22 protein-coding genes, 1 tRNA gene and 1 other RNA gene are annotated in these 23134 nt (G+C 46.4%); 18 read left to right on the forward strand and 6 right to left on the reverse strand.

What is annotated here, in order from left to right; all coding sequences use genetic code 11:
- Window positions 1-65: 65 nt before the first annotated feature.
- The gene (locus C805_RS12455; RefSeq protein ID WP_022751027.1) at window positions 66-464 is read left to right on the forward strand and encodes a hypothetical protein; all 399 of its coding nucleotides are present in this window, start codon (window positions 66-68) and stop codon (window positions 462-464) included.
- A 79-nt stretch (window positions 465-543) separates the two neighbouring features.
- Window positions 544-1500 carry an L-lactate dehydrogenase gene (locus C805_RS12460; RefSeq protein ID WP_016214212.1) on the forward strand — a complete coding sequence of 319 codons (957 nt, stop codon included), beginning with the start codon at window positions 544-546 and terminating at the stop codon, window positions 1498-1500.
- A gap of 37 nt (window positions 1501-1537) precedes the next feature.
- Here the strand turns inward: C805_RS12460 and C805_RS12465 are convergent, their stop codons facing one another.
- A complete protein-coding gene (locus C805_RS12465) occupies window positions 1538-2020 on the reverse strand; it encodes a pyridoxamine 5'-phosphate oxidase family protein (RefSeq protein WP_016214213.1) in 483 nt (160 codons plus the stop codon).
- 603 nt (window positions 2021-2623) lie between these two features.
- On the opposite strand from C805_RS12465, the gene C805_RS12470 reads away from it, so the two are divergent.
- The 13 genes from C805_RS12470 (at window position 2624) to C805_RS12525 (ending at window position 16874) form a co-directional block, all read left to right on the forward strand.
- The gene (locus tag C805_RS12470; RefSeq protein WP_016214214.1) at window positions 2624-4594 is read left to right on the forward strand and encodes an endonuclease MutS2; all 1971 of its coding nucleotides are present in this window, start codon (window positions 2624-2626) and stop codon (window positions 4592-4594) included.
- A gap of 145 nt (window positions 4595-4739) precedes the next feature.
- Window positions 4740-5519: an exodeoxyribonuclease III gene (locus C805_RS12475; RefSeq protein WP_016214215.1), complete on the forward strand. Its 780-nt coding sequence runs from the start codon at window positions 4740-4742 to the stop codon at window positions 5517-5519.
- Between the two features lie 70 nt (window positions 5520-5589).
- Window positions 5590-6624: a nucleoid-associated protein gene (locus C805_RS12480; RefSeq protein ID WP_016214216.1), complete on the forward strand. Its 1035-nt coding sequence runs from the start codon at window positions 5590-5592 to the stop codon at window positions 6622-6624.
- Window positions 6625-6741: 117 nt separating this feature from the next.
- Window positions 6742-6825, forward strand: a tRNA-Leu gene (locus tag C805_RS12485).
- Between the two features lie 380 nt (window positions 6826-7205).
- Window positions 7206-8378, forward strand: coding sequence for an aldo/keto reductase (locus tag C805_RS12490; protein ID WP_016214217.1), 1173 nt, complete (start codon window positions 7206-7208; stop codon window positions 8376-8378).
- A gap of 150 nt (window positions 8379-8528) precedes the next feature.
- Window positions 8529-9536 carry a deoxyguanosinetriphosphate triphosphohydrolase gene (locus C805_RS12495; RefSeq protein ID WP_016214218.1) on the forward strand — a complete coding sequence of 336 codons (1008 nt, stop codon included), beginning with the start codon at window positions 8529-8531 and terminating at the stop codon, window positions 9534-9536.
- A gap of 62 nt (window positions 9537-9598) precedes the next feature.
- Window positions 9599-11389 (forward strand): DNA primase, encoded by a 1791-nt coding sequence (gene dnaG, locus C805_RS12500; RefSeq protein WP_016214219.1) that lies wholly within the window; start codon window positions 9599-9601, stop codon window positions 11387-11389.
- Between the two features lie 107 nt (window positions 11390-11496).
- Complete coding sequence (gene rpoD / locus C805_RS12505) at window positions 11497-12594, forward strand: RNA polymerase sigma factor RpoD (protein ID WP_016214220.1); 1098 nt, start codon at window positions 11497-11499, stop codon at window positions 12592-12594.
- 40 nt (window positions 12595-12634) lie between these two features.
- Window positions 12635-13372, forward strand: coding sequence for a tRNA (adenine(22)-N(1))-methyltransferase (locus C805_RS12510; protein WP_016214221.1), 738 nt, complete (start codon window positions 12635-12637; stop codon window positions 13370-13372).
- Window positions 13369-14151, forward strand: a complete 783-nt coding sequence (locus C805_RS12515) for a Nif3-like dinuclear metal center hexameric protein (protein WP_016214222.1) — start codon at window positions 13369-13371, stop codon at window positions 14149-14151. Before C805_RS12510 ends, C805_RS12515 begins: the two co-directional genes overlap by 4 nt.
- 30 nt (window positions 14152-14181) lie before the next feature.
- Entirely contained in the window at window positions 14182-15846 is a 1665-nt protein-coding gene (locus tag C805_RS12520) for a nucleoside kinase (protein WP_016214223.1), read from the forward strand.
- 113 nt (window positions 15847-15959) lie between these two features.
- Window positions 15960-16309: RNase P RNA component class A (rnpB, locus tag C805_RS25355), an RNA gene on the forward strand.
- Between the two features lie 169 nt (window positions 16310-16478).
- Window positions 16479-16874, forward strand: a complete 396-nt coding sequence (locus C805_RS12525) for a hypothetical protein (RefSeq protein ID WP_016214225.1) — start codon at window positions 16479-16481, stop codon at window positions 16872-16874.
- A 71-nt stretch (window positions 16875-16945) separates the two neighbouring features.
- Here the strand turns inward: C805_RS12525 and C805_RS12530 are convergent, their stop codons facing one another.
- A complete protein-coding gene (locus C805_RS12530; RefSeq protein WP_016214226.1) occupies window positions 16946-17386 on the reverse strand; it encodes an aspartate carbamoyltransferase regulatory subunit in 441 nt (146 codons plus the stop codon).
- Window positions 17380-18300: an aspartate carbamoyltransferase gene (gene pyrB, locus C805_RS12535; RefSeq protein WP_016214227.1), complete on the reverse strand. Its 921-nt coding sequence runs from the start codon at window positions 18298-18300 to the stop codon at window positions 17380-17382. Before pyrB ends, C805_RS12530 begins: the two co-directional genes overlap by 7 nt.
- A 160-nt stretch (window positions 18301-18460) precedes the next feature.
- On the opposite strand from pyrB, the gene C805_RS12540 reads away from it, so the two are divergent.
- On the forward strand, window positions 18461-18835 hold the full coding sequence (locus tag C805_RS12540) for a PH domain-containing protein (protein ID WP_016214228.1): 375 nt from the start codon (window positions 18461-18463) through the stop codon (window positions 18833-18835).
- A 37-nt stretch (window positions 18836-18872) separates the two neighbouring features.
- On the opposite strand, the gene C805_RS12545 is transcribed toward C805_RS12540, so the two are convergent.
- Window positions 18873-19289 carry a putative ABC transporter permease gene (locus tag C805_RS12545; RefSeq protein WP_016214229.1) on the reverse strand — a complete coding sequence of 139 codons (417 nt, stop codon included), beginning with the start codon at window positions 19287-19289 and terminating at the stop codon, window positions 18873-18875.
- A gap of 129 nt (window positions 19290-19418) precedes the next feature.
- Between C805_RS12545 and C805_RS25155 the strand changes: the two genes are divergently transcribed.
- Window positions 19419-20057 carry a hypothetical protein gene (locus C805_RS25155; RefSeq protein WP_016214230.1) on the forward strand — a complete coding sequence of 213 codons (639 nt, stop codon included), beginning with the start codon at window positions 19419-19421 and terminating at the stop codon, window positions 20055-20057.
- A gap of 229 nt (window positions 20058-20286) precedes the next feature.
- Here C805_RS25155 and larC read toward each other — a convergent pair whose 3' ends face one another.
- A complete protein-coding gene (gene larC, locus C805_RS12550) occupies window positions 20287-21618 on the reverse strand; it encodes a nickel pincer cofactor biosynthesis protein LarC (RefSeq protein WP_016214231.1) in 1332 nt (443 codons plus the stop codon).
- Complete coding sequence (gene larB / locus C805_RS12555; RefSeq protein WP_016214232.1) at window positions 21615-22376, reverse strand: nickel pincer cofactor biosynthesis protein LarB; 762 nt, start codon at window positions 22374-22376, stop codon at window positions 21615-21617. Before larB ends, larC begins: the two co-directional genes overlap by 4 nt.
- Window positions 22377-22823: 447 nt before the next feature.
- Here larB and C805_RS12560 point away from each other — a divergent pair, with 447 nt between their 5' ends.
- A complete protein-coding gene (locus C805_RS12560) occupies window positions 22824-23054 on the forward strand; it encodes an HPr family phosphocarrier protein (RefSeq protein WP_016214233.1) in 231 nt (76 codons plus the stop codon).
- Window positions 23055-23134 lie beyond the last annotated feature (80 nt).

Here is a 23134-nt window from a genome sequence, read left to right on the forward strand (position 1 = left end):
GTTCATATGCCTTCTGATTTCCGATATATAAAGTGATGTGACAGAGGAAAGGAGATCGAATGTGTATGAAGGTAGCAGGTTATACAGCCAGTCAGATGTTTTTGCCGGATATTTGTAACAGAAGAAATCAGAGGAAAAAAGAAACGGCAGAAGCCAGGGGGGATTTTTCTCTGGAAAAGCTGCAGGAACAGCCGGAAAAAAGAGAAAAACCCATATCAGAAGAAAAAACAACTTCCAGGACAGACACAGATATTATTGTGAAACCGAATGGATCCAGGGTACTGATGGTGACGGTACACACAGGGGGCATGGAGACAGTCATGAGTCTGGAAATTTCAAAGCCTTCTGACCTGCCTGATGAGAGCCGGGAGGAGACAGAGCATTTTGGACAGGACAGGGGAAGTCTTTCTGTTTCTGATTCTGACTCCGGGGATTTGGAATCAGAAGGGCAGACAGATATGTAACAGAACAGGAGAGGGCAGGAATAGAACCTTCCGAAAGGGGCCATAATAAGAATATTGTTATGGAACGGGAGGTACCGCAATGGGAAAACAGATGAATATGAGGAAAGCCGCTGTAATCGGATGCGGGTTTGTGGGTTCTGCCACAGCCTTTACATTAATGCAGAGCAGACTGTTTACGGAACTGGTATTGCTGGATGCCAGTTTTGATAAAGCAGACGGGGAGGCGAAAGACATTGCCCATGGAATCCCCTTTGCCGGGCAGATGAAGGTTTATGCGGGAAATTATGATGATATTGCGGACGCAGCCATTATTATTGTCACAGCAGGAGCCAGTCAGAAACCGGAGGAAACCAGGCTTGATCTGGTAAATAAAAATGTGGCTGTCTATAAAAATATTATTCCGGAAATTGCAAAACAGGAATTTCAGGGAATCCTGCTGATAGTATCAAATCCGGTGGATATCCTGACTTATGCGGCGGTAAAACTCAGCGGGTTTCCGGAACGCAGAGTGATTGGTTCCGGTACAGTCCTCGACACTGCAAGACTTAAATATGTGCTCAGTGAACATTTGCGGGTGGACAGCCGCAGTATTCATGCGTTTATTATCGGGGAGCACGGGGACAGTGAAATTGCAGCCTGGAGCAGTGCAAATGTATCCGGCATCCCGCTGGATGATTTTTGCGAAATGCGGGGACATTTTGATCATGAAGAAGCAATGGACCGGATCGCAGAAAAAGTAAAAGACAGCGCATATGAAATTATTTCCAAAAAGCACGCCACCTATTATGGAATAGCCATGGCGGTGAAACGTATCTGTGAATGTATTGTGAGAGATGAGAAGTCCATTCTGCCCATATCTTCCATACAGCATGGAAATTACGGTATGGAAGGCATTGCTCTCAGTATGCCTGCTGTAATCGGCCTTCATGGAGTGGAAACTCATGTGCCCGTTTCTCTGGATGAAGAGGAAACGGAACTGCTGAAACGTTCTGCAGACACACTGAAAGGAGTAATCGACGGACTGGATTTTAACTGACCGGATATCAGTGATTTTCTGAAAAAACAGCAGCCATTCATACATGTTCTTTTCCGGTAAAATCTTCTGATACAATCTGCCAGATACATGTTTTTTCCAGCGCCTGAGGAGGAAATGAAAAAGAATCCTGGGACCTGGTAAGGTGTTGGATGATACGGTTCAGTGCATGTTCTTTCTGAGACTTTTCTGTGAGGAAAACAACGCGGCCTCTGCCTGATACGCTTTGGAATTTCCAGCTGTAACTGCAGGGACTGTTCTGTGTACCGAATACCAGTTCATGGCCGCAGTCCATCTGGAACCAGATATTGGGGTTCTTTTTTAAAATATCTGTTTTTTTGCCTTCCAGGGCACTGTGCAGATATAAAGTCAGATGATTTTCCTGACGATCAAAACCGAAATTCAGGGCAATTCCATAAGGCATCCCATGTTCGTCCGCCATGGAAATATGTACCACGTCACAGCGCTCAATCACAGAAAAAATATGATTGATATCTGTTATTTCTCTGTCTTTTCTTCTCATTTTCTCATTCCTTCCAGGTTTGTTCGCATTCAGAATATCATAAAAATCATGGAAAAAAAAGAGATGTGTAAGAGAAATCTTATATTTTTATTGACAGCCGGAAAGTTTGCATGTATAATTGACAAAAATCATTTCAGGAGGAACATGTATGTTAAATGTAATTGTAATGGAGAAAGCTGCAAAATAAATATTGCACAGACAGGTATGGCTTCCGGTCTGGGAGTCTGTCCATTTTTCACAGGGGAAGGGGCCTGTCATAATTTCGCCTTACAATTGCTGAATCATCATATGTGTCAATAAAACTCCGGCAGGAATGCAGACAGCATTCCTGTATTATTGAGGACATTTTAAAAGCATGGCTGTATGGCCGTGCTTTTTTATCTTATAGGAAAGACCTTGTTGCTATAAAGCGTTAAAGTCCATGACTTTCCTATAAGATAAAAATATGGATGCGCAGCTCGCGGGGGTGATGTTTATTGCTGCGCAATCCGCTCGCGCGCGGAGAATGCGCATAGCGCATTCTTTTTTATCTTATTAGGAAAGACACCCTTTGGAACTGGCGTTGTAAGGCGTACAGAAGTATCGACAGAAAGGGAAAGAATCATGAATTTTGAAAAACAGACAGAATTTGATAAAGTGAAAGAACTGTGGATGAATCTTGCAATGACAGAAGCTGCCAGAGAGCAGATCAGACAGACGTCTTTTATTTTAGAGGAGGGCAAACTGCGAAAACAAATCAGAGACACCACCAACAGCAGAAAACTCCTGGAGAAGCTGGGAACACCGCCGCTGCAGGATGTGGAGGAAATCAGAGAAATTCTGATGATTTCTGAAAAAGGGGACTGTCTGACACCCTGGCAGCTGGAGCGGGTGGAAAAAGGGCTCACAGCTGTCCGGCGTTTGAAAGATTATCTGGACAGAGGCAAAATCTATGAGAATCCTCTGGCATACTATGAGGAGAATCTGTATCTGATGGAAGAACTGGGGGAAGAAATCAGCAGGCAGATCCGCAGTGAATCAGTGGATGATTATGCTTCTGAGGAGCTTTATCAGATTCGGAGCCGGCAAAGGAAATGTCAGGAACAGATGAAGCAGAAAGCAGAACAGGTGATGCGTGCCAGCCAAAGCTGCATGACTGACAGTTACTGTACTTTTCGAAACGGAAGAGTATGTGTGCCTGTGAAAAAAGAATGCAGAACAAAAATACAGGGAAGTGTGGTGGATAAGTCAGCCACCGGAAATACCCTGTTTGTGGAACCGGCTGCCGCCGGAAAATATTATGAAGAACTGCAGATGCTGAAAATTGAGGAAGAAAACGAAGTGTATCGGATTTTGTATACACTGACAGCAATGGTTGCAGACGCAGCGGAAGGAATGCAGGAAAATATCAGGATAATGGAAAAACTGGATTTTATTTTTTCCAAAGGAAAGCTGAGTATGGATTTAAAGGGGACAGAGCCGGAAATCAATACGGAGCGCAGGATAAGTTTGAAAGATGCCAGACATCCTCTGATGGACCCGGAAATCAATGTACCTCTGCAGTTTGAACTGGGTGGGGAAATCCGTGGAATAGTGATTACCGGGCCGAATACCGGAGGTAAGACTGCAGCAGTCAAAACAGTGATGTTAAACTGCATGATGGCCCAGTGCGGACTGCACCCTGTCTGTCAGAAAGCGGATATCTGTATGAACAGCAGGTATCTGTGCGACATCGGCGACGGGCAGAATCTTACGGAAAATTTATCCACTTTTTCCGCCCATATTAAAAATGTACTGGAAATCCTGAAAGAAGCGGACCGGGACAGTCTCATCGTTATGGATGAACTGGGCTCCGGTACAGATCCGGCAGAAGGCATGGGCATAGCAGTGGCTGTACTGGAAGAACTTCGGAAAACCGGAGCGAACTTTCTGGTAACCACCCATTATCCGGAAGTGAAGGAATATGCCAGGACAGCTCAGGGGATGATAAATGCAAGGATGACCTTTGACCGGGCAACACTGCAGCCAACGTATCAGATGGTGATTGGAGAAGCCGGGGAAAGCTGTGCCTTTTATATTGCAGGCAGGCTTGGAATGCCGGAACATATTTTACGAAGAGCAGTCTGTGCCGCCTATGGGGAGAATACAGCCGGGACGTATCAGGACCGGAGAAAGAATATGCAGCAGGCGGCCTGTCTGGTATCATGCCAGGATGGGACAGTCGGAGAAGACCATGGGAAAGATAGCTGGGCGGAAAAGAAACACTGCAGAAAAATCATAAAACAAAAGGAAATGAAGCATACAAAAGATTCTCTGCCGGGATACAGGATGGGGGACAGCGTGATGGTCTATCCTGACAAAAAAATCGGCATAGTCTGCGTGCCTGCCAATGAAAAAGGCGTGCTGCGGGTACAGCTTCCGGGAAAGAAAATATGGATTAACCACAAACGGGTAAAACTTCAGGTGGCTGCTTCAGAACTGTACCCGGAAAATTATGATTTTTCCATACTTTTTGAAACTGTGGAATACAGGAAGGCAAGGCATGAGATGGAACGGAAATACACGCAGGAAATCATTCATCATGAAGAAACCTGACAGGATGATATCAGAGGAAACATGTGAGACAGTAAGAGTTGGACGGTGAAAAGCAGGCGCCGTATCTGCCGGAGATGGAAAAATCCGGAAAAGGATGTTATAATCAGGAAAAAGAAACAGTGGAACCGGAAAGGAGCAGCAGAATATGAAATTTATTTCGTGGAATGTAAATGGCCTGCGGGCCTGTGTCCAGAAAGGATTTCTGGATTTTTTCAGAGAAGCGGATGCAGATTTTTTCTGTATTCAGGAAACAAAATTGCAGGAGGGACAGATTTCCCTGGAGTTGCCGGAAGGGTATGAATCATACTGGAATTATGCACAGAAAAAAGGATATTCCGGCACAGCCATTTTTACGAAACACAAACCTCTTTCCGTGGCTTACGGAATGGGAAGGGAAGAGCATGATACGGAAGGGCGGCTGATTACGCTGGAATATGAGGGATTTTATCTGGTGACCTGCTATACGCCCAATGCCCAGAATGAGCTGGCAAGGCTTCCTTACCGCATGGAATGGGAGGAAGCTCTGTTGGAATATCTGGATGGCCTGAAAAAGCAGAAACCTGTGATTTACTGCGGAGACCTGAATGTGGCTCATCAGGAGATTGATTTGAAAAATCCAAAGAACAACCGGAAAAATGCCGGGTTTACTGATGAGGAGCGGGAGAAATTTTCCGTTTTGCTGAATCATGGTTATGTGGATACTTTCCGGTATTTTTATCCGGAACTGGAACAGGTGTATTCCTGGTGGTCTTACCGTTTTAAAGCCAGAGAGAAAAACGCGGGATGGCGCATTGACTATTTTGTGACGTCAGAGGATTTGAAAGACAGGCTGGCGGATGCGAAAATCCACACGGAGGTACTTGGTTCCGACCACTGCCCGGTGGAACTGGATACAGAACAGTTTGGGGTATCACCCTTTATGTGATTTGCAGACAGGCATTTGGAGCAGAACATGGCCGGGTTACATCCCGGTCTCATACCAGAGAGGAACAGAAATGGAAAAAGGAGAAATCAGGCTTCGGAAAGTTATCGTGCATATCCTGGATTCTACGGTGGGAATGCCGGTGCTTTCCGATACACTGCTGGATTACGGTTCCGATTTTGGAGATTTCCTGCGGGAACATATCTATAAAATCGAAACTACCGATGAGAAGAAAACCTGCCGGTTCCACACAGAGGAATCGGAGGTGTACCGATTGCTGCAGGCTCTTGTGGAGGGAGAGCTGACAGACGAAATGTTTGTGGAAGCAAGCCAGTGTATGGCAAAACGTCTGTATGAGATTATGAATAAAAATATTGAGATTCCTCAGGCAGATTTTGTAGTGGTTTTGTTCGAGGCAGACGGAGGAAAATATCTTGGACTGCTGAAAATGGATTACAGAACTTCCTATACCCATCAGACTCAGTCGGACGCCTTTGGAAATACCAATGGAATTATTAAATTCCGGGCAATTCTTCCCACGGAAACCCAGAAACTGTCGGAGGCTGCCATAATCAGTCTGTCCGATTTTACCGTTTTTCTGACGGAGAAAAAATATGAAGTCAACGGCACAAAGACCAGTTATTTTTCAAAACTGTTTTTAAACTGCAGCGGAGCTCTGTCCCCGAAATCCCAGTTATCCATTGTCACCCGTGCCATAGACACGGTACAGAAAAAGTATTTCAATGAAGGGGAGCAGTTTGAGGTACAGATGGAAACAAAGCAGATTATTCATGAACAGCTTGCAGAAACAGGAGGGGTGGATGTGCCTTTTGTACTGGATAAAGTATTCAGAGAAAAAGAGGAATACAAAGAAGAGGTACAGGAAAAGCTGGAAAAATATAAGATGGGAGCAGATGTTCGGATTGAACCTCAGTCGGAACATACCACCAGGAAATTTGAAAAGCAGCATCTGACCACTGACACCGGAGTGGAAATCAAAATCCCCATGGAGCAGTACCGGGACGGAGAGCATATTGAGTTTATCACCAATCCCGATGGAAGCATTTCAATTCTGATTAAGAACGTGGGACATATTTCTGCGAAATAAAGGTATTACCATGCCTGCGGGGCCATGTGACGGACCTGTTGCAAAAAAAAATAAAAAAATTTTAAAAAGGTATTGACAAAATTCCCTATAGTATATATAATAGCTATTGTCAGTTGTGCAGGAGTGGCGGAATTGGCAGACGCGCAGGCTTCAGGTGCCTGTGGTAGCAATATCGTGTGGGTTCAAGTCCCATCTCCTGCATTTGAATTTCATAGAGAGAGCTATTGCATCCGGCAATAGCTCTTTTTTCATCTTACAGGAAAGACCTTGTCACGCTAATGTGTGAAAGTATTTCCTGTAAGATGAAAAACAATTATGCACGCTCGTGCGGATAGAAGATGTCGCCAAAGCGGCCGCACTCGGCGCAGCAAACCGTCCAGGTCCCTTATGAATGAGGGATTCAGGGAGTTGAAGCGGATCTGTCCGCTTTGTTCTTTTACAGGAAAGACCCTGTTACGCTAACGTGTGAAAGAGTTTTCCTGTAAGATGAAAAACAATTATGCACGCTCGTGCGAATAGAAGATGTCGCCAAAGCGACCGCACTCGGCGCATTAAAGTGAGCATTCATGTGGGAGGAAGATATGTTATACAGAACAAATCCAAAGAACCGGCAGCAGTTGTCCATTCTGGGATATGGATGTCTGCGTTTTTCCAAAAAGGGTATGTCCACAGATCAGGAAAAAGCAGAGCGGGAACTGCTGCTTGCCCTTGAAAACGGGGTGAATTATTTTGACACTGCCTATACATACAGTGGAAGTGAGGAATGCCTGGGTAAATTTCTGGCAAAGGGCCATCGTGATAAGGTAAATATTGCCACAAAACTTCCTCATTATTATCTGAAACAGCCAGGAGATATGGAACGTTATTTTAAAGAGCAGCTGGAGCGTCTCCGGACAGATCATGTGGAATATTATCTGATGCATATGCTGAACGATGTTGCAGCGTGGGAACGGATAAAAAAACTTGGGATTGTGGAATGGATTGAGGAGAAAAAGGCGAAGGGGCAGATTCAGAATATCGGTTTTTCTTTTCATGGAAATACCGATAATTTTCTGAAGATACTGGAAGCCTACGACTGGGATTTCTGTCAGATTCAGTACAATTATATGGATGAACATTCCCAGGCGGGAAAACGCGGACTTAAGTGCGCCCATGAAAAAGGAATACCTGTTATTATCATGGAGCCTCTGCGGGGCGGGAGACTGGTGCAGGGCCTTCCGAAAACAGCAGCAAAAATTCTTCAGAAAACCGGCTACAGTCCGGCAGAATGGGGACTGCGCTGGCTCTGGAACCAGCCGGAAGTAACGGTGGTGCTGTCCGGCATGAATGACACGGAACAGGTAAGAGAAAACGTACGGATTGCCTCAAAAGCCAAAGCAGGCTGTATGACGGAAAAAGGAATGGCGGTTCTGGAGCAGGTAAAATCGGAAATCAATCGCTGTATGAAAGTGCCCTGTACCGGCTGCGGTTATTGTATGCCCTGTCCGGGCGGCGTGGATATACCGGGCTGCTTTGCCGCATATAATACCAGATACACAGACAGCTGGTTCAGCGGAATGAAGGATTACTTTATGTGCACCACGCTGCGCACCAATCCCACCAACGCTTCCAGGTGTCTGAAATGCGGAAAGTGTGAGCAGCATTGTCCCCAGAAAATTTCCATCCGGAAAGAGCTGGAACAGGTGAAAAAACATATGGAATCCCCTGTATGGCATCTGGCAAAAGCCATTGCGGGGCGGATTGGAAATTACTGACAGAACTGCCTGCAGTTTTCTGATATCGACCGGATTCTCCATGCTGGATGACCGGTCTCATTCTGATTTGTAAAAATCTGCGGATTTTTGAGAAAAAATAAAGGAAATGAAGAATTTATGCGGAATATATCATATGAGAGGTGATGGGAAATGCTTATCAGAGAGAATATGGAACTGCTGGAGCGTACCTATTTAAGCCCCTTTGCTGCACTGAGCCAGAATTCCAGGGGACGTGACAGGGAGGAGACTCCGTGTGATATACGTCCGGTATTTCAGAGAGACAGGGACAGGATTCTCCACTGCAAATCATTCCGCAGGCTGAAGCACAAGACGCAGGTGTTTCTGACGCCCCGGGGAGATCATTACCGTACCAGACTGACCCATACCCTGGAAGTATCCCAGAATGCCCGCACCATTGCAAAGGCGCTGCGGCTGAATGAAGACCTGGTGGAGGCCATTGCGCTGGGACATGATCTGGGCCATACGCCCTTTGGACATGCAGGGGAACATATGCTGAATGAAATCTGCGAGGGAGGATTCCGGCATAATGAGCAGAGTGTCCGCATTGTGGAGAAACTGGAAAAGGGCGGACGGGGACTGAATCTTACCTGGGAGGTACGGGACGGGATGATGAATCATCAGACCAGACTGATGCCGTCTACCATGGAAGGAAAAATTGTGCGTCTTTCTGATAAAATTGCATATATTAACCATGATATAGATGATGCCATTCGGGGCAGGGTGCTTTCCGAGAAAGATATACCGGCAGAGTACAGGGAGATTCTGGGAGATACCACCCGGAAACGTCTGAACACTTTTATACATAATATTATTACCAACAGCCTTGGAAAAAACGATATCTGTATGTCTGAGGAGGTGGAGCAGGCCATGAAAGGCCTGCGGAAATTTATGTTTCAGAACGTATACCGGAATCCCGTGGCAAAAGGAGAAGAGGAACGGGCAAAGGATCTGTTAAGCAGGCTGTTTATTTATTACAACAGATATACGGACCGCCTGCCCCGGCAGTATCTGCAGATGATGGAGCAGGGAGAGGAAAAGGAACGTGTGGTCTGCGATTACATTGCAGGTATGACAGACCGCTATGCCATTGCCAAATTTGAAGAATATTTCATGCCGAAAGCCTGGCAGGTAAATTAATTAAGACAGTAAACCGGCCAGGCGGCAGGATTAAGAGTGTACGGACAGGAAAGGAGAATTAAATGCCTTTTTATTCCGAGGAACTGATAGAAGAAGTACGTTCTGCCAATGATATTGTAGATGTGATTTCCGGATATGTGCGTCTGCAGAAGAAGGGCAGTACGCATTTTGGGCTGTGTCCCTTTCACAATGAGCGGACACCGTCCTTTTCCGTCTCTCAGGGAAAGCAGATGTACTACTGCTTTGGCTGCGGAGCCGGGGGAAATGTCATTACATTTCTGATGCAGTATGAAAATGCCACATTCCAGGAGGCCATGGAAACCCTTGCCGGGAAGGCAGGAATTGAGCTTCCAAAACAGGAACTGTCCGGCAGAGCCAGACAGGAAGCGGACCGCCGGGCACGTCTTCTGGAAATCAATAAAGTGGCGGCAAAATATTTTTACGCCCAGCTTCGGATGGAGCAGGGAAAAACGGGGATGAATTATTTTACAGGCCGGGGCCTGAGCGGGGATATTATGAAGAAATTCGGGCTGGGCTATGCCAACAAGTTCAGTGATGATCTGTATCAGTACCTGCGGCAGCAGGGGTATGAAGATTCCCTGTTAAAGGATTCCGGGCTGGTGTCCATTGATGAGAAGCGGGGCGGCCAGGATAAGTTCTGGAACCGGGTCATGTTTCCCATTATGGATGTAAACCATCGGGTAATCGGTTTTGGCGGCCGGGTAATGGGCAAAGGAGAACCCAAATACCTGAATTCACCGGAAACCATGATTTTTGACAAGAGCAGGAATCTTTACGGGCTGAATCTGGCCAGGGCGTCCAAAAGGCCGTATATTCTGCTGTGTGAAGGGTATATGGATGTGATAGCGCTTCATCAGGCCGGATTTGACAATGCAGTGGCGTCTCTGGGCACCGCATTTACCCTGGGCCATGCAAATCTTTTAAAACGCTATACCAAAGAGGTGTACTGTACCTTTGACAGTGACGGAGCCGGGATTAAGGCGGCACTGCGGGCGGTTCCCATTTTAAAGGAAGCAGGGATTACAGCGAAGATCGTAGACATGAAGCCTTATAAAGATCCGGATGAATTTATCAAAGCCCTGGGTGCCGAAGCATATCAGCAGAGGATTGACAGTGCAAAAAACAGTTTTATGTTTGAAATTGAGGTACTGGAGCAGAATTATGACCTGAAGGATCCGGAAGGCAAAACATCTTTTTATAATGCCGTTGCCGAAAAGCTGCTGGAATTTGAGGAAGAGCTGGAGCGCAATAATTATATTGAAGCCATTGCCGAAAAATATCAGACAGGTTTTGAAAATCTGCGGAAACTGGTGCTGCATATGGGTACCAGAGTGGGGATAGCCAGAGAAACCCGTCCGCTGAAATCCGGAATAAATGAGAAACATAAAAAGCCCGGAGAGGACGGCATGAAGCAGTCTCAGAAGCTGATGCTTACCTGGCTTCTGGAGGAACCGGAACTGTTCCGGCTCACAGAGCCTTATATCGGGCCGGAGGATTTTACGGAGGAGCTTTACCGGAAGGCAGCGGAGGCAGTTTATGCCCAGTACAGAGAGGAAGGAGAGGTGAATCCTGCCAGAATTATCAGCATGTTTGACGAGGAGGAACAGCAGCAGGAGATTGCCGGCCTGTTTCATGCAAGGCTGGAGAAGATTACCACACAGTCGGAACGTGAAAAAGCCCTGAAAGAAACGGTTATAAGACTGAAGGAGAACAGTATCAGCTACCGTTCCCGCCACCTGGATCCCTCAGATATGGAAGGGCTTCAGAGGCTGGTTGCAGATAAGAAGAATATGCAGCAGCTTCGAATGGCGGAATTTTCCTGGCAGACGTAAAGGCTGTCCGGGTTCTGTGGTGAAGCTGCAGGGACTCCTCATGGCAAACTGTATATTTCCAACGATTAAGGACAAAATATAAACAACGAATGGAAGGATGAAACGAAATGGAAGAAAAAAGCAAATTTATCGAAAAGCTGCAGGAATTGTTATCCATAGCGAAAAAGAAAAAAAATGTCCTGGAATACCAGGAAATCAGCGACTTTTTTCATGACATGGAACTGGATGCGGAAAAATTTGAAAAAATCCTTGATTTTCTGGAATCCAACAATATTGATGTGCTGCGGATTTCCGATGATGACGATGACGATATCCTCATAGACGACGAGGAAGAAGTAGAAGTTGAGAATATCGACCTTTCCGTTCCGGATGGAATTTCCATCGAAGATCCTGTTCGTATGTATTTGAAGGAAATCGGTAAGGTGCCTCTGCTCAGTGCAGAGGAGGAAATTGAACTGGCAAAGCGTATGGAGCTGGGAGACCAGGAGGCGAAAAAACGGCTTGCAGAAGCCAATCTCCGTCTGGTGGTTTCCATTGCCAAACGCTATGTGGGGCGCGGGATGCTGTTTCTGGATCTGATTCAGGAAGGAAATCTTGGGCTTATTAAAGCTGTGGAAAAATTTGATTACCGGAAGGGGTACAAATTTTCCACCTACGCAACCTGGTGGATTCGCCAGGCCATTACCAGAGCCATTGCAGACCAGGCCAGAACCATCCGGATTCCTGTCCACATGGTAGAAACCATTAACAAATTGATCCGTGTTTCCAGGCAGCTTCTGCAGGAACTGGGACGGGAGCCTTCTCCGGAAGAAATTGCAGAGGAGATGAATATGCCGGTAGACCGTGTCCGTGAAATCTTAAAGATTTCTCAGGAACCGGTGTCCCTGGAAACGCCCATCGGTGAAGAAGAAGACAGTCATCTGGGAGATTTTATACAGGATGACAATGTGCCGGTGCCGGCAGATGCGGCGGCATTTACTCTGCTGAAGGAACAGCTTGTGGAGGTACTGGGAACGCTGACAGAGCGGGAACAGAAAGTGTTGAGGCTGCGGTTCGGACTGGATGACGGTCGTGCCAGAACCCTGGAAGAAGTGGGAAAAGAATTTAATGTTACCAGAGAAAGAATCCGTCAGATTGAGGCCAAGGCTCTGCGGAAGCTGCGCCATCCCAGCAGAAGCCGCAAGCTGAAGGATTATCTGGATTAAAATCTGAGCATTTACAAACAGAGCAGGAGCTTGTGGAAATATGGTACAATTATCGAAAAGACTGCAGGCAGTGGCAGATTTTGTGGACAACTGCGCTATTCTGGCAGACGTGGGTACTGACCACGGGTACATACCTGTCTATCTGGCGGGGTGCGGGAAGGTGAAAAAAGCCATTGCCCTGGATGTGAATCAGGGGCCGCTGCTGCGGGCCGAAGAGCATATTCGACGGTACGGCATGGAAGACAGAATAGAGACGCGCCTGTCAGACGGGTGCAGCGCTCTGAAACCGCAGGAAGCGGAAGTGATTGTAATTTCCGGAATGGGAGGCAGCCTGATGATGCGGATTCTCCGTCAGGGAGAGCAGGCTGCAAAAGCCGCCAGAACCCTGGTGCTGCAGCCCCAGTCGGAACTGATGGCTTTTCGGAAATTTCTGTATGAAAACGGATATGAAATTACAGCGGAAAATATGGTGCGGGAAGAAGGGAAATACTATCCTGTGATAAAAGCCCATGCTGCAGAATCTGCGGAACATATGTCTGACGGACAATATGGCAGAATAGCATTCCGGTACGGGCCTGTGCTGCTGGCAGAAAACCATCCGGTGCTGAAAGAATACCTGCTGAATCAGCAGCGGCAGAAACAGAAAATTCTGCTGCATTTAAAAGAAAATGCCAGACAGAATGTACAAAGACGTATGGAAGAGGTGCAGGAGGAACTGGAGGACCTTCAGAAAGCTCTGGAACTGTTTGAAGATCCGAAGGAAAGGAGAAGCATATGATCTGTCAGGAAATCATAGATATATTACAGGAGCAGTCGCCGGAACGGTACGCCTGCCACTGGGATAACGTGGGACTTCTGGTGGGAAATCCCCGGAAAGACGTGAACACAGTTTACATTGCACTGGACGCCACGGAGGAAACCATTGGGGAAGCTGTGGAAGCAGGCGCAGATTTGCTGCTGACCCATCATCCTCTGATTTTTCAGGGTCTGAAAAAGGTAAATACCAAAGATTTTACCGGCCGGAGAATCATTACTCTGATTCAGAATGATATTTCCTGTTACGCCATGCATACGAATTTTGATATAAAAGGCATGGAACAGCTTGGAGCAGAGCGCATGGGACTTGAGGACTGCCAGGTTCTTGACCCTGTTTTTCAGGAAAATCAGGAAGAAAAGGGCATTGGAAAGGTGGGGAGCCTTCCCTGTGAAATGACGGTGGGAGAATGTGCGCAGAAAGTGAAAGAGGTTTTCGGGGTAGAACTGGTGAAAATTTTCGGAAGGCCCGACGACAGAGTGGCCAGGGCGGCAATCTGTCCCGGTTCCGGAAAAAGTGTCATCAAAAAAGCCATTCATGCAGGAGCCCAGGTACTGATTACCGGGGATATTGACCATCATGACGGGATTGACAGTGCGGCTCAGGGCCTTGCCATCATTGATGCAGGCCATTATGGGGTGGAGAAAATGTTTATTCCTTATATGGAAACTTATCTGAAGGAACGTACCTCAGGAATCAGAATTATTGCACAGCCGGAAAAACAGCCGTTTCTGTACCGGTAGACTTGCAGGATGGAAAGAAGGTAGAGACAGATGGAAGAAACCATGTATCGCATTCAAATCAACGGGGAGGAAAAACAGTATAAAAAGGGCACGCCTTACCGGGAAATCGCAGAGGAGTACCAGGCACAGTATAAGGATGATATTGTACTGGTGCTGTTTAATAATCGTCTGCGGGAACTGAACCGGAAGGTGAAATCAGACGGAGAGCTTTTTTTTGTGACCACCAGAGACAGGGCAGGCAGAAAGGCTTACCGCAGAAGCGTGACTTTCCTGATGCAGCGGGCTGTGTATAATCTTTCCAGAGAGGATGGAAAACATGTGACGGTGAAGGTATCTCATTCCATCAGCCAGGGATACTACTGTGAGCTGACGGGAGAGACTCCGGACGAATCATATCTGGCAAGACTGAGAAAAGAAATGACTGCACTGGCTGAACAGGCCATACCCCTCAGAAAAGACAGTATTTCCACTGACGATGCGGTGGCTCTGTTCCGGGAACTGGAAATGCATGACAAAGAGCGTCTGTTTGCCTACCGCAGAAGTTCAAAGGTAAACATATACAGTATTGGTAATTACAGGGATTATTTTTACGGATATATGGTACCGGATACCGGGTATCTGAAATATTTTGAACTGAAACAGTATGAAGAAGGATTTGTGGTGCTGTTTCCGGACAAAAATACAAAAGAGGCGGCAGAGTTTTCTCCTTCCCATAAACTGTTTCATGTATTGAAGGAATCGGCGGACTGGGGCAGGAAAATGGATATAGGAACCATAGGTGCCTTAAATGACGCAGTTGCCCAGGGAAGAATCCGGGATGTGATTCTGGTGGCGGAAGCGCTGATGGAGCGTAAAATCGGTACGCTGGCAGAACAGATTGCTTCTCAGTCGGATAAAAAATTTATTATGATTGCAGGGCCTTCTTCCTCCGGAAAGACCACCTTTTCCCACCGGCTTTCCATTCAGCTGATGGCTCAGGGACTGAAGCCCCATCCCATTGCACTGGACGATTATTATGTGGACCGGGTGGATACCCCCAGAGATGAAAATGGAAATTATAATTTCGAGTGTCTGGAGGCACTGGATATTGAACTGTTCAATCATGATATGTCCGCATTGCTGGAAGGAAAAGAAATCGAGCTTCCTACATATAATTTCCGCACCGGAAAAAGGGAATACAAGGGGATTTTCAAGAAACTTGGGAAAAATGACATACTGGTGCTGGAGGGAATCCACGGGCTGAACGGCAAACTGTCCGGATCTCTGCCGGAGTCCAGTAAACTGAAAATATACATCAGCGCGCTGACACAGCTGAATATCGACGAACATAACAGCCTGCCTACCACAGACGGGAGAATGATCCGCCGGATGGTAAGGGACGCAAGGACCAGAAATATTTCCGCAAAAGAGACCATAGCCATGTGGGGATCTGTGCGGAGAGGAGAGGAACAGTATATTTTCCCCTTCCAGGATGAAGCGGACATTATGTTCAATTCGGCGCTGATTTACGAGCTGGCAGTTCTGAAGCAGTATGCGGAACCGCTGCTGTTCCAGATTGGCAAGGACTGTCCAGAATACATGGAGGCAAAACGTCTTCTGAAATTCCTGGATTATTTTCTGCCGGTGCCCAGTGAGGATATTGCGAAAAATTCAATTTTAAGGGAATTTATCGGAGGAAGCTGCTTTAATGTGTGAAAATATGCGGGCTTTCTTTTCAGGCAGAGAAAATTCTGAGAACATTTTTCACTGTGATAAAAGAGAAAACCGTTGCTTTCCGCTGAAAGATATGGTAGGATAACGGAGGAAAACAGGCAGGGTGGATAATCGCGGCTGCAGGTGTCGAAAGACCGCAGGTGAGGAAAGTCCGGGCTTCACAGGGCAGGATGCCGGTTAACGGCCGGCGGAGGCAACTCCAGGGACAGTGCAACAGAAATGTACCGCTGTCAGATCTGACAGTAAGGGTGGAAGGGCAGTGTAAGAGACTACCGCCCGGCTGGTAACAGCCGGGGCACATGTAAACCCCATTCGAAGCAAGACCGAACAGGAAGCGTTGACGTGGCCCGCCAGCTTCAGGTAGGTCGCATGAGCTGACTGGCGACAGTCAGACCAGATAGATGATTATCCACGACATAACCCGGCTTACAGCCCTGCCTGGCCCCGCAGCTTTGCTGCGGGGTTTTTTTATTCTACAGGAAATCCGGAGGAATTTCCTGCTGAGAATTAACAAACTATAAAAAATTCTTAAAAGAAAATAACTCCATTGACTTCCGGCAGGTTCTGCGCTACCATTAACTGCAACAACGGAAAGAAAAACAGGAGTTGATAATATGAGACAAAAGATGCAGCATTTTATGATGGGACGATACGGGGCAGACCAGCTGGGACAGGTGTATCTGGGAATTTCCATGGTATTTCTGGTTATTTCTCTGTTTTCCCGATGGGATATTTTTTATGTACTTGCTTTGGGAATGATGGGATATGAATATTATCGTATGCTGTCCAGAAAGGTGGAGAAGCGGTATCAGGAGAATCAGAAATTCATGAACTGGCGTTACGGACTGGCAGTAAAGAAGAACCGGAGAAAAGAACTGGCACAGCAGCGGAAAATCTATCATTTTTATAAATGTCCTTCCTGCAGGCAGAAAGTAAGAGTGCCAAAGGGAAAAGGGAAGATTTGCATTACCTGTCCGAAATGTAAAACAGAATTTATCAAAAAGAGCTGAAAAACCGGCAGAGTTTCCGAAAAACTGGAAAACTCTGCCGGTTTTATGAAATGTTCCGGGACGAAGAGCGGTTATCTTACGCGTTTATGTCCCTCGTATTTTTCCTCACAGTATTTACAGCGATAAGTTTCCGTATCAATGTCTGTCAGCACAAAAATCTGGTCCAGTTCCTGTTCAATGGAAGTGATGCAGCGTGGATTTTTGCAGCGGACAATATTTTTGATTTCCTTTGGAAGATGGAGTTCCCGCTTTTCCACAATTTTTTCACCCTTGATGATATTGACGGTGATATTGTGGTCGATAAAACCAAGCACATCCAGATCCAGAGTGTCGATATCGCATTCCACTTTTAAAATATCTTTTTTCCCCATTTTGTTGCTGCGGGCATTTTTGATAATGGCAACGCAGCAGTCCAGCTGGTCCAGCTTCAGATCGTGGTAAATGGACAGACTGCAGCCTGCCTGAATATGATCTAATACAAATCCCTCGGTAAGGGCGCCTACGTTCAGCATACTTTCACCTCCAGTAATGTAAGAATCAGGGCCATCCGCACATAAACGCCATACCGGGCCTGCCTGAAATAAGCGGCCCTTGGGTCATCATCCACGTCTACGGAAATTTCATTTACCCGCGGCAGGGGATGCATGACAATCATGTCGTCTTTGGCCAGAGTCATTTTCTTTTTATCCAGGATATAGAAATCCTTCATCCGCACATAATCTTCTTCATTGAAGAAACGTTCCCGCTGTACCCGTGTCATGTACAGAATATCCAGTTCGCCCATGGCGTCCTCCAGACGTTCCACTTCCCGGAAAGAAATGTTGTTCTTTTTCAGTACATCTTCCCGGATATAGCCGGGAACACGAAGTTCTTCCGGTGAAATCAGAATGAACCGGATGTGTGGATAACGAATCAGAGCATGGATGAGGGAGTGAACCGTACGTCCGAATTTCAGATCTCCGCAAAGTCCAATGGTGAGATTATCAAGACGCCCTTTCAGGGAACGGATGGTAAGCAGGTCGGTAAGGGTCTGCGTGGGGTGCTGATGCCCGCCGTCTCCGGCATTGATAACAGGTATTCCGGATTTCTGAGAGGCAACCAGTGGGGCGCCTTCCTTTGGATGACGCATGGCGCATATGTCTGCATAGCAGGAAATCACACGGATGGTATCAGAAACACTTTCCCCTTTGGAAGCGGAGCTGGTGTCTGCACTGGAAAAGCCAAGAACGCTTCCGCCCAGATTCAGCATGGCAGCCTCGAAGCTGAGTCTTGTCCTGGTACTGGGTTCATAAAAGCAGGTTGCAAGTTTTTTGCCCTCACATGCATGGGCATATTTGCCGGGATTCTGTTCAATATCATTTGCCAGTGTAAGCAGCCGGTCCAGTTCTTCCACAGACAAATCCAGCGGGCTCATTAAATGCTGCATAGTTTTCCTCCTGATTTTTAACAATGATTTTTACTATCATATAACAGAAGGTTATAAATTTCAAGATAAAAATTGCAGAGAAAGGAAAAGTATAGTACAATCAAAACAGCAGTGAAAATTTCAGAAATGCTGGCAACGTAAAATAAAAAGAGGTGTTTTGATGAGTGAGAACAGAGAGTATCAGGAAAAAAAGAGAATTTTGTTTTTGGGGCTTCCCTGGACCTTTACAAAATATACCATTGGTCAGGAAATCCTGACCGTCAACACAGGACTGCTCCGGACAGAAGAAAATTACTGTTATATGTATAAAATACAGGATGTAAAACTGACCACTACCCTGACAGAGCGTATTTTCGGTCTGGCCACTGTTGTATGCTATACCGGTGACGTAACACATCCTCAGATTTCCCTGACCCATATCAAAAATGCCAGGGAAATCAAAGATTTTATTCTGGAGGCTGCAGAGGAAGCCAGACAGAAGAGAAGAACCATGAATACGCTGGATATCGGCAGTTCAGGTTCAGAAGAAGAGTAGCAGTTTTCCGGAAAATATCCGATTTTTCGCACTGTATTCAGATATTTTGGAGAGATTTGTCAGGTTTTCCGGAGGTGCGGGTCAGGAGTTTTTCAAAAATAAGTCCGGCAATCATCCAGTAAGGGGCGTAGTCCAGGCGGATTACGCCCTTTATACTGGTCTTTGCGCCGCTGTAATCCCAGGGACACATTCGGTATTTTTTTAAAATACTTCCGCTGACGTATTCTCCCAGAAAAATAAGGCATGAATAAAATGCTCCCCGCAGGACAGGGGAGAAGCGTTTCAGCAGGCGGCAGAAAGGCCTGAAAAATGCTGTCATGCCGTAAATGGGAAACATCCACAGGGATGTTTTTCCCATAAGCTGCAGTTCGCGTTTCCGGAAGGAGTCAAAAGAGGTAAAAAGTATTTCAAGACACCATCCGGTCAGTCCACAAAGAAAAAAATTCCGTTTCATAATCACAGTATGTCCGATATCTGGCACTTTATGCATATTGACTGAATTTTTTGGTGAAAAATGATTGACGACAGGGTGAAAAGCGATTATTATAGTAGTGTAGCTAAATTTACGAAAAGGAGTAATATTATGAGGAAAATGAAAAAAGTGATGGTGTTGCTGGCAGCAGTGCTGGTGGCAGCGATGTTAGGCGGATGCGGCGGCTCTTTTGATGCCAGCCAGTATGTGAAGGCTTTGTTGGACAATTCCTACAAAGGTGATTCTGAGGCTTTTGTAAAAGAAAAAGTGGGCACCAAGGAAGAAGCAGAAAAACTCTATATCGAGGGAATTGATACAGAGATGGCGTCAATTACTGACCAGACACAGGTTTCCGAGGAACTGGAAGCAGAGTTCAGAACCGTTCTGCAGGATGTGTACAAAAATGTGAAGTATACCGTTGGCGATGCTGAAAAGAAGGACAGCAAAACGTATGAAGTGGAAGTAAAATGCGAGAAGATGAATATTTTCGGACCTACCATGGAGAGTTTCTATGCTGCAGCAGAAGCCTATGACGGGGATACAGAAGATGATGCTGCACTGAATGAAGCAGTTGTAACCATGCTGAAAGATTCTTTTAAAGAGACACTGGCAAATGTTACTTACGGCGATGCAGAAAGCGTAACAGTACGCGTGGAACTGGTGAACAATGTATGGACACCGAATGAAGCTGATATCCTGACTTTACAGGAAAGCCTGTTTGATACAGAAGCAGCTTCCATGACTCCTTAATCTGGGAGAGCATTTAATATCAGGAAATACATAACCCGGAGGATATTCCTTCGGGTTTTATTTATTCTATGGGAAGACCCTGTCACACTTTAGCGTGACAGGGTCTTCCCATAGAATAAATAAGTTCTTATCGCACTGCGGCGGAAAGGAATAATGCCGCAGAAGCGATCCGCCGCAGGCGGAGAATCCTGCAAAGCAGGATTCTTTGTTCTTCTATAAGAAAACACCCTTACATATGGGTGCAGGCGTCCATGGCCGCTTCGTATACTCTGGAAAAAGGCACTTTGCACTGTCTGGCAGCGGCAGATACGTCCTCGTATTCCGGTTTGTATTTGCTGATACCGTATCCGGTGCTGATTTTGACTGTAATTTCTCCATAGGGAGTGGGGACTTTGCGGAACTGGGCCTCCAGCGTTCTGCGGTAACAGGGCTGAATACGAATGCCCCTTGTGGTGGTATGCGTCAGTATCAGCCTGCTGAAACGGCTTTCTTCTTCCAGATTGCACAGGCAGGTCAGCAGCAGTCCGGGACGGTTTTTCTTCATATGAACGGAAGTGGTGAAAACATCCAGTGCTCCTGCGTCCATCAGAAGGCCCGCTGCATAGGAAACTGCCTCTGGCGTCATGTCGTCCAGGTTGCAGGAAAGCTCCAGAATCTGATCCAGGTTGTGGAACTGCTCCGTATAGAAATCCGGATGTGTTTCATCCTCCTGGAACCGGGCCGGCAGACTGGAAGCATAAGAGCCGGGAAGCTGTCTGGGAGAGGGGACCGGAAGCAGGTTCATGTTTCCCTGGAATACCCGCAGGCAGTTGGCGGAAGGAAAATCTTTTGTGCCCATACCATAGCCTGCTTTTTCCACTGCCATGGGAGGCATGGTCATAAACTGGCTGACAAAATGTTTTAACAGCGCGGCGCCGGTGGGGGTACACAGCTCTCCCTGAATATTGCCGCAGTAAATGGGAACATCCCGCAGAATTTCCGCAGTTGCCGGGGCAGGAACCGGAAGAATTCCGTGGGCGCAGCGGACGCTGCCGCTTCCCACATGAACAGGAGAAGCAATAATCTGTTCCGGGTTCAGCAGTTCCAGCAAAAGGCAGCAGCCTGTAACGTCCATCAGGGCGTCCAGGGTTCCCACCTCATGAAAATGAATCTGGGAAATATCGGTGTGATGAGCGGCGCTTTCTGCATTTCCAAGTAAAGTATATACAGCCTTTGCATGTTCTTTTACGGAAGCGGACAGGGGCAGGCTGTCAATTCGTGCCAGCATTTCCGGATAAGTGGTGTGAAGACTGTGATGATGGTGTTCTTCCGGATGGGAATGGCCTGTTTCCTGAGAAATTACTTCTTCTTCTGTCTGTCCCAGAATCACCACATTCATTTTCGTTCCCCAGATTCCGCATTTCTCAGAGGGGCTGGCAGAAATCATAATTTTATCGGGAAAGAGACTGTTCATGGTCTCCAGAAACCGGTTCTGCTCCGGTTCCGGTAAAAGTTCATAGAGAGCGCCCATCAGCATATCTCCGGCAGCGCCCATATTACATTCAATAAAAAGTGTTTTCATATCTGGTTACCTCCTATATGATTAATCATGCTGGCAAGATAGCCGGCACCAAATCCATTGTCAATATTTACCACACTGACGCCGCTGGCGCAGGAGTTCAGCATGGAAAGCAGTGCGGACAGGCCCTGAAAATTGGCCCCGTATCCGATGCTGGTGGGAACTGCAATGACCGGACAGTCGCATAAGCCTCCGATCACGCTGGCCAGGGCTCCTTCCATACCTGCAACAGCAATAATCACAGTAGCTCTGGAAATGCTGTCCACATGGGAAAGCAGGCGGTGAATGCCGGCAACACCCACATCGTAGAGGCGTTCCACCTGATTGCCCAGTACTTCGGCTGTAAGGGCTGCTTCTTCTGCCACCGGAATATCACTGGTGCCGCCGGTGGCTACCAGGACAGTACCGGAAGCAGTGCAGTATTCCCTGCGGTTTACGATTCCGATACGGGAAAGTTTATCATAGGTAAGGGAAAAACGCAGGGACAGATAAGAAGCAGATTCTTCGGAAAGCCGGGTAATCAGAATATTTTCCGGGCAGTGGGATAACAGTGAGCGGATAATACCTTCCATCTGTTCCGCTGTCTTTCCGGCGCCGTAAATCACTTCCGGAGCTCCCTGGCGGATTTTCCTGTGATGGTCAATTTTGGCATATCCCAAATCTTCAAAGGGGCTGATTTTTAATTTCTCATAGGCAGTATGGATGTCCAGGGTGCCCTCCTGTACCTGCTGCAAAACAGACAGCATATGTTTTGATTCCATGGCAGTTTCACCTCCGTCTGAATAGTTATGAATAATTATAGAATTTTATCACAGAATAGTCAAGGAAGAGCTTATAACCCTTTGTTTTCGAGAAAAAACAAAAAAATTTCTGTTACTGGAATGTCCTCGGAATTATTTGTAAAAATGTGAAAATTGCCAAATTTCTCATAAAATAATAGAAAATCATGGGAATTTATACAAAGTCAAAAAGAAGGAACAGACATAAAGTACCAGAGACAGGTAAAACAATATGGCTAAAATGAAAGAGTATTAGTAAAAAAAGCTATATCATTTTAGTAATGTTACCTCCGGAGGCAGAAAACAGAGAGTTGACAAAATGAAAAAAAGGTGGCATAATTTGCCACAAGTTCAGATAAGAACTTAATTGTGTTTGTAAATGCACCTGGATGACGGTTCCAGAGTGCAGAAGTAGAAAGGATGAGAACTATGATGAATGAAAAAGTTATTAGCTTGGCAGATGTAGATGAAGTGTGTGATTTTGTACGTGCTGCTGGTATGTGTGACTTTGATATAGATATTTCAGACCAGCGCATGGTAATTGATGCAAAATCAATTCTGGGAGTAATGGGCCTGGGAGTGAAGAAGGAACTGACCGTAAAATACGGTGGAGAAGATATTACCTTTGAAAATGTTTTAAGCAAATATGCCATAGCATAGGAAGAGTCAGACAGAGCAGGGCTGCTGTACCGGGAAACACGGTGCGGCAGTCCTGTTTTTTCTTCTATAGGAAATTCCTT

Source organism: Eubacterium sp. 14-2 (genome assembly GCF_000403845.2).
GTDB lineage: Bacteria > Bacillota > Clostridia > Lachnospirales > Lachnospiraceae > Petralouisia.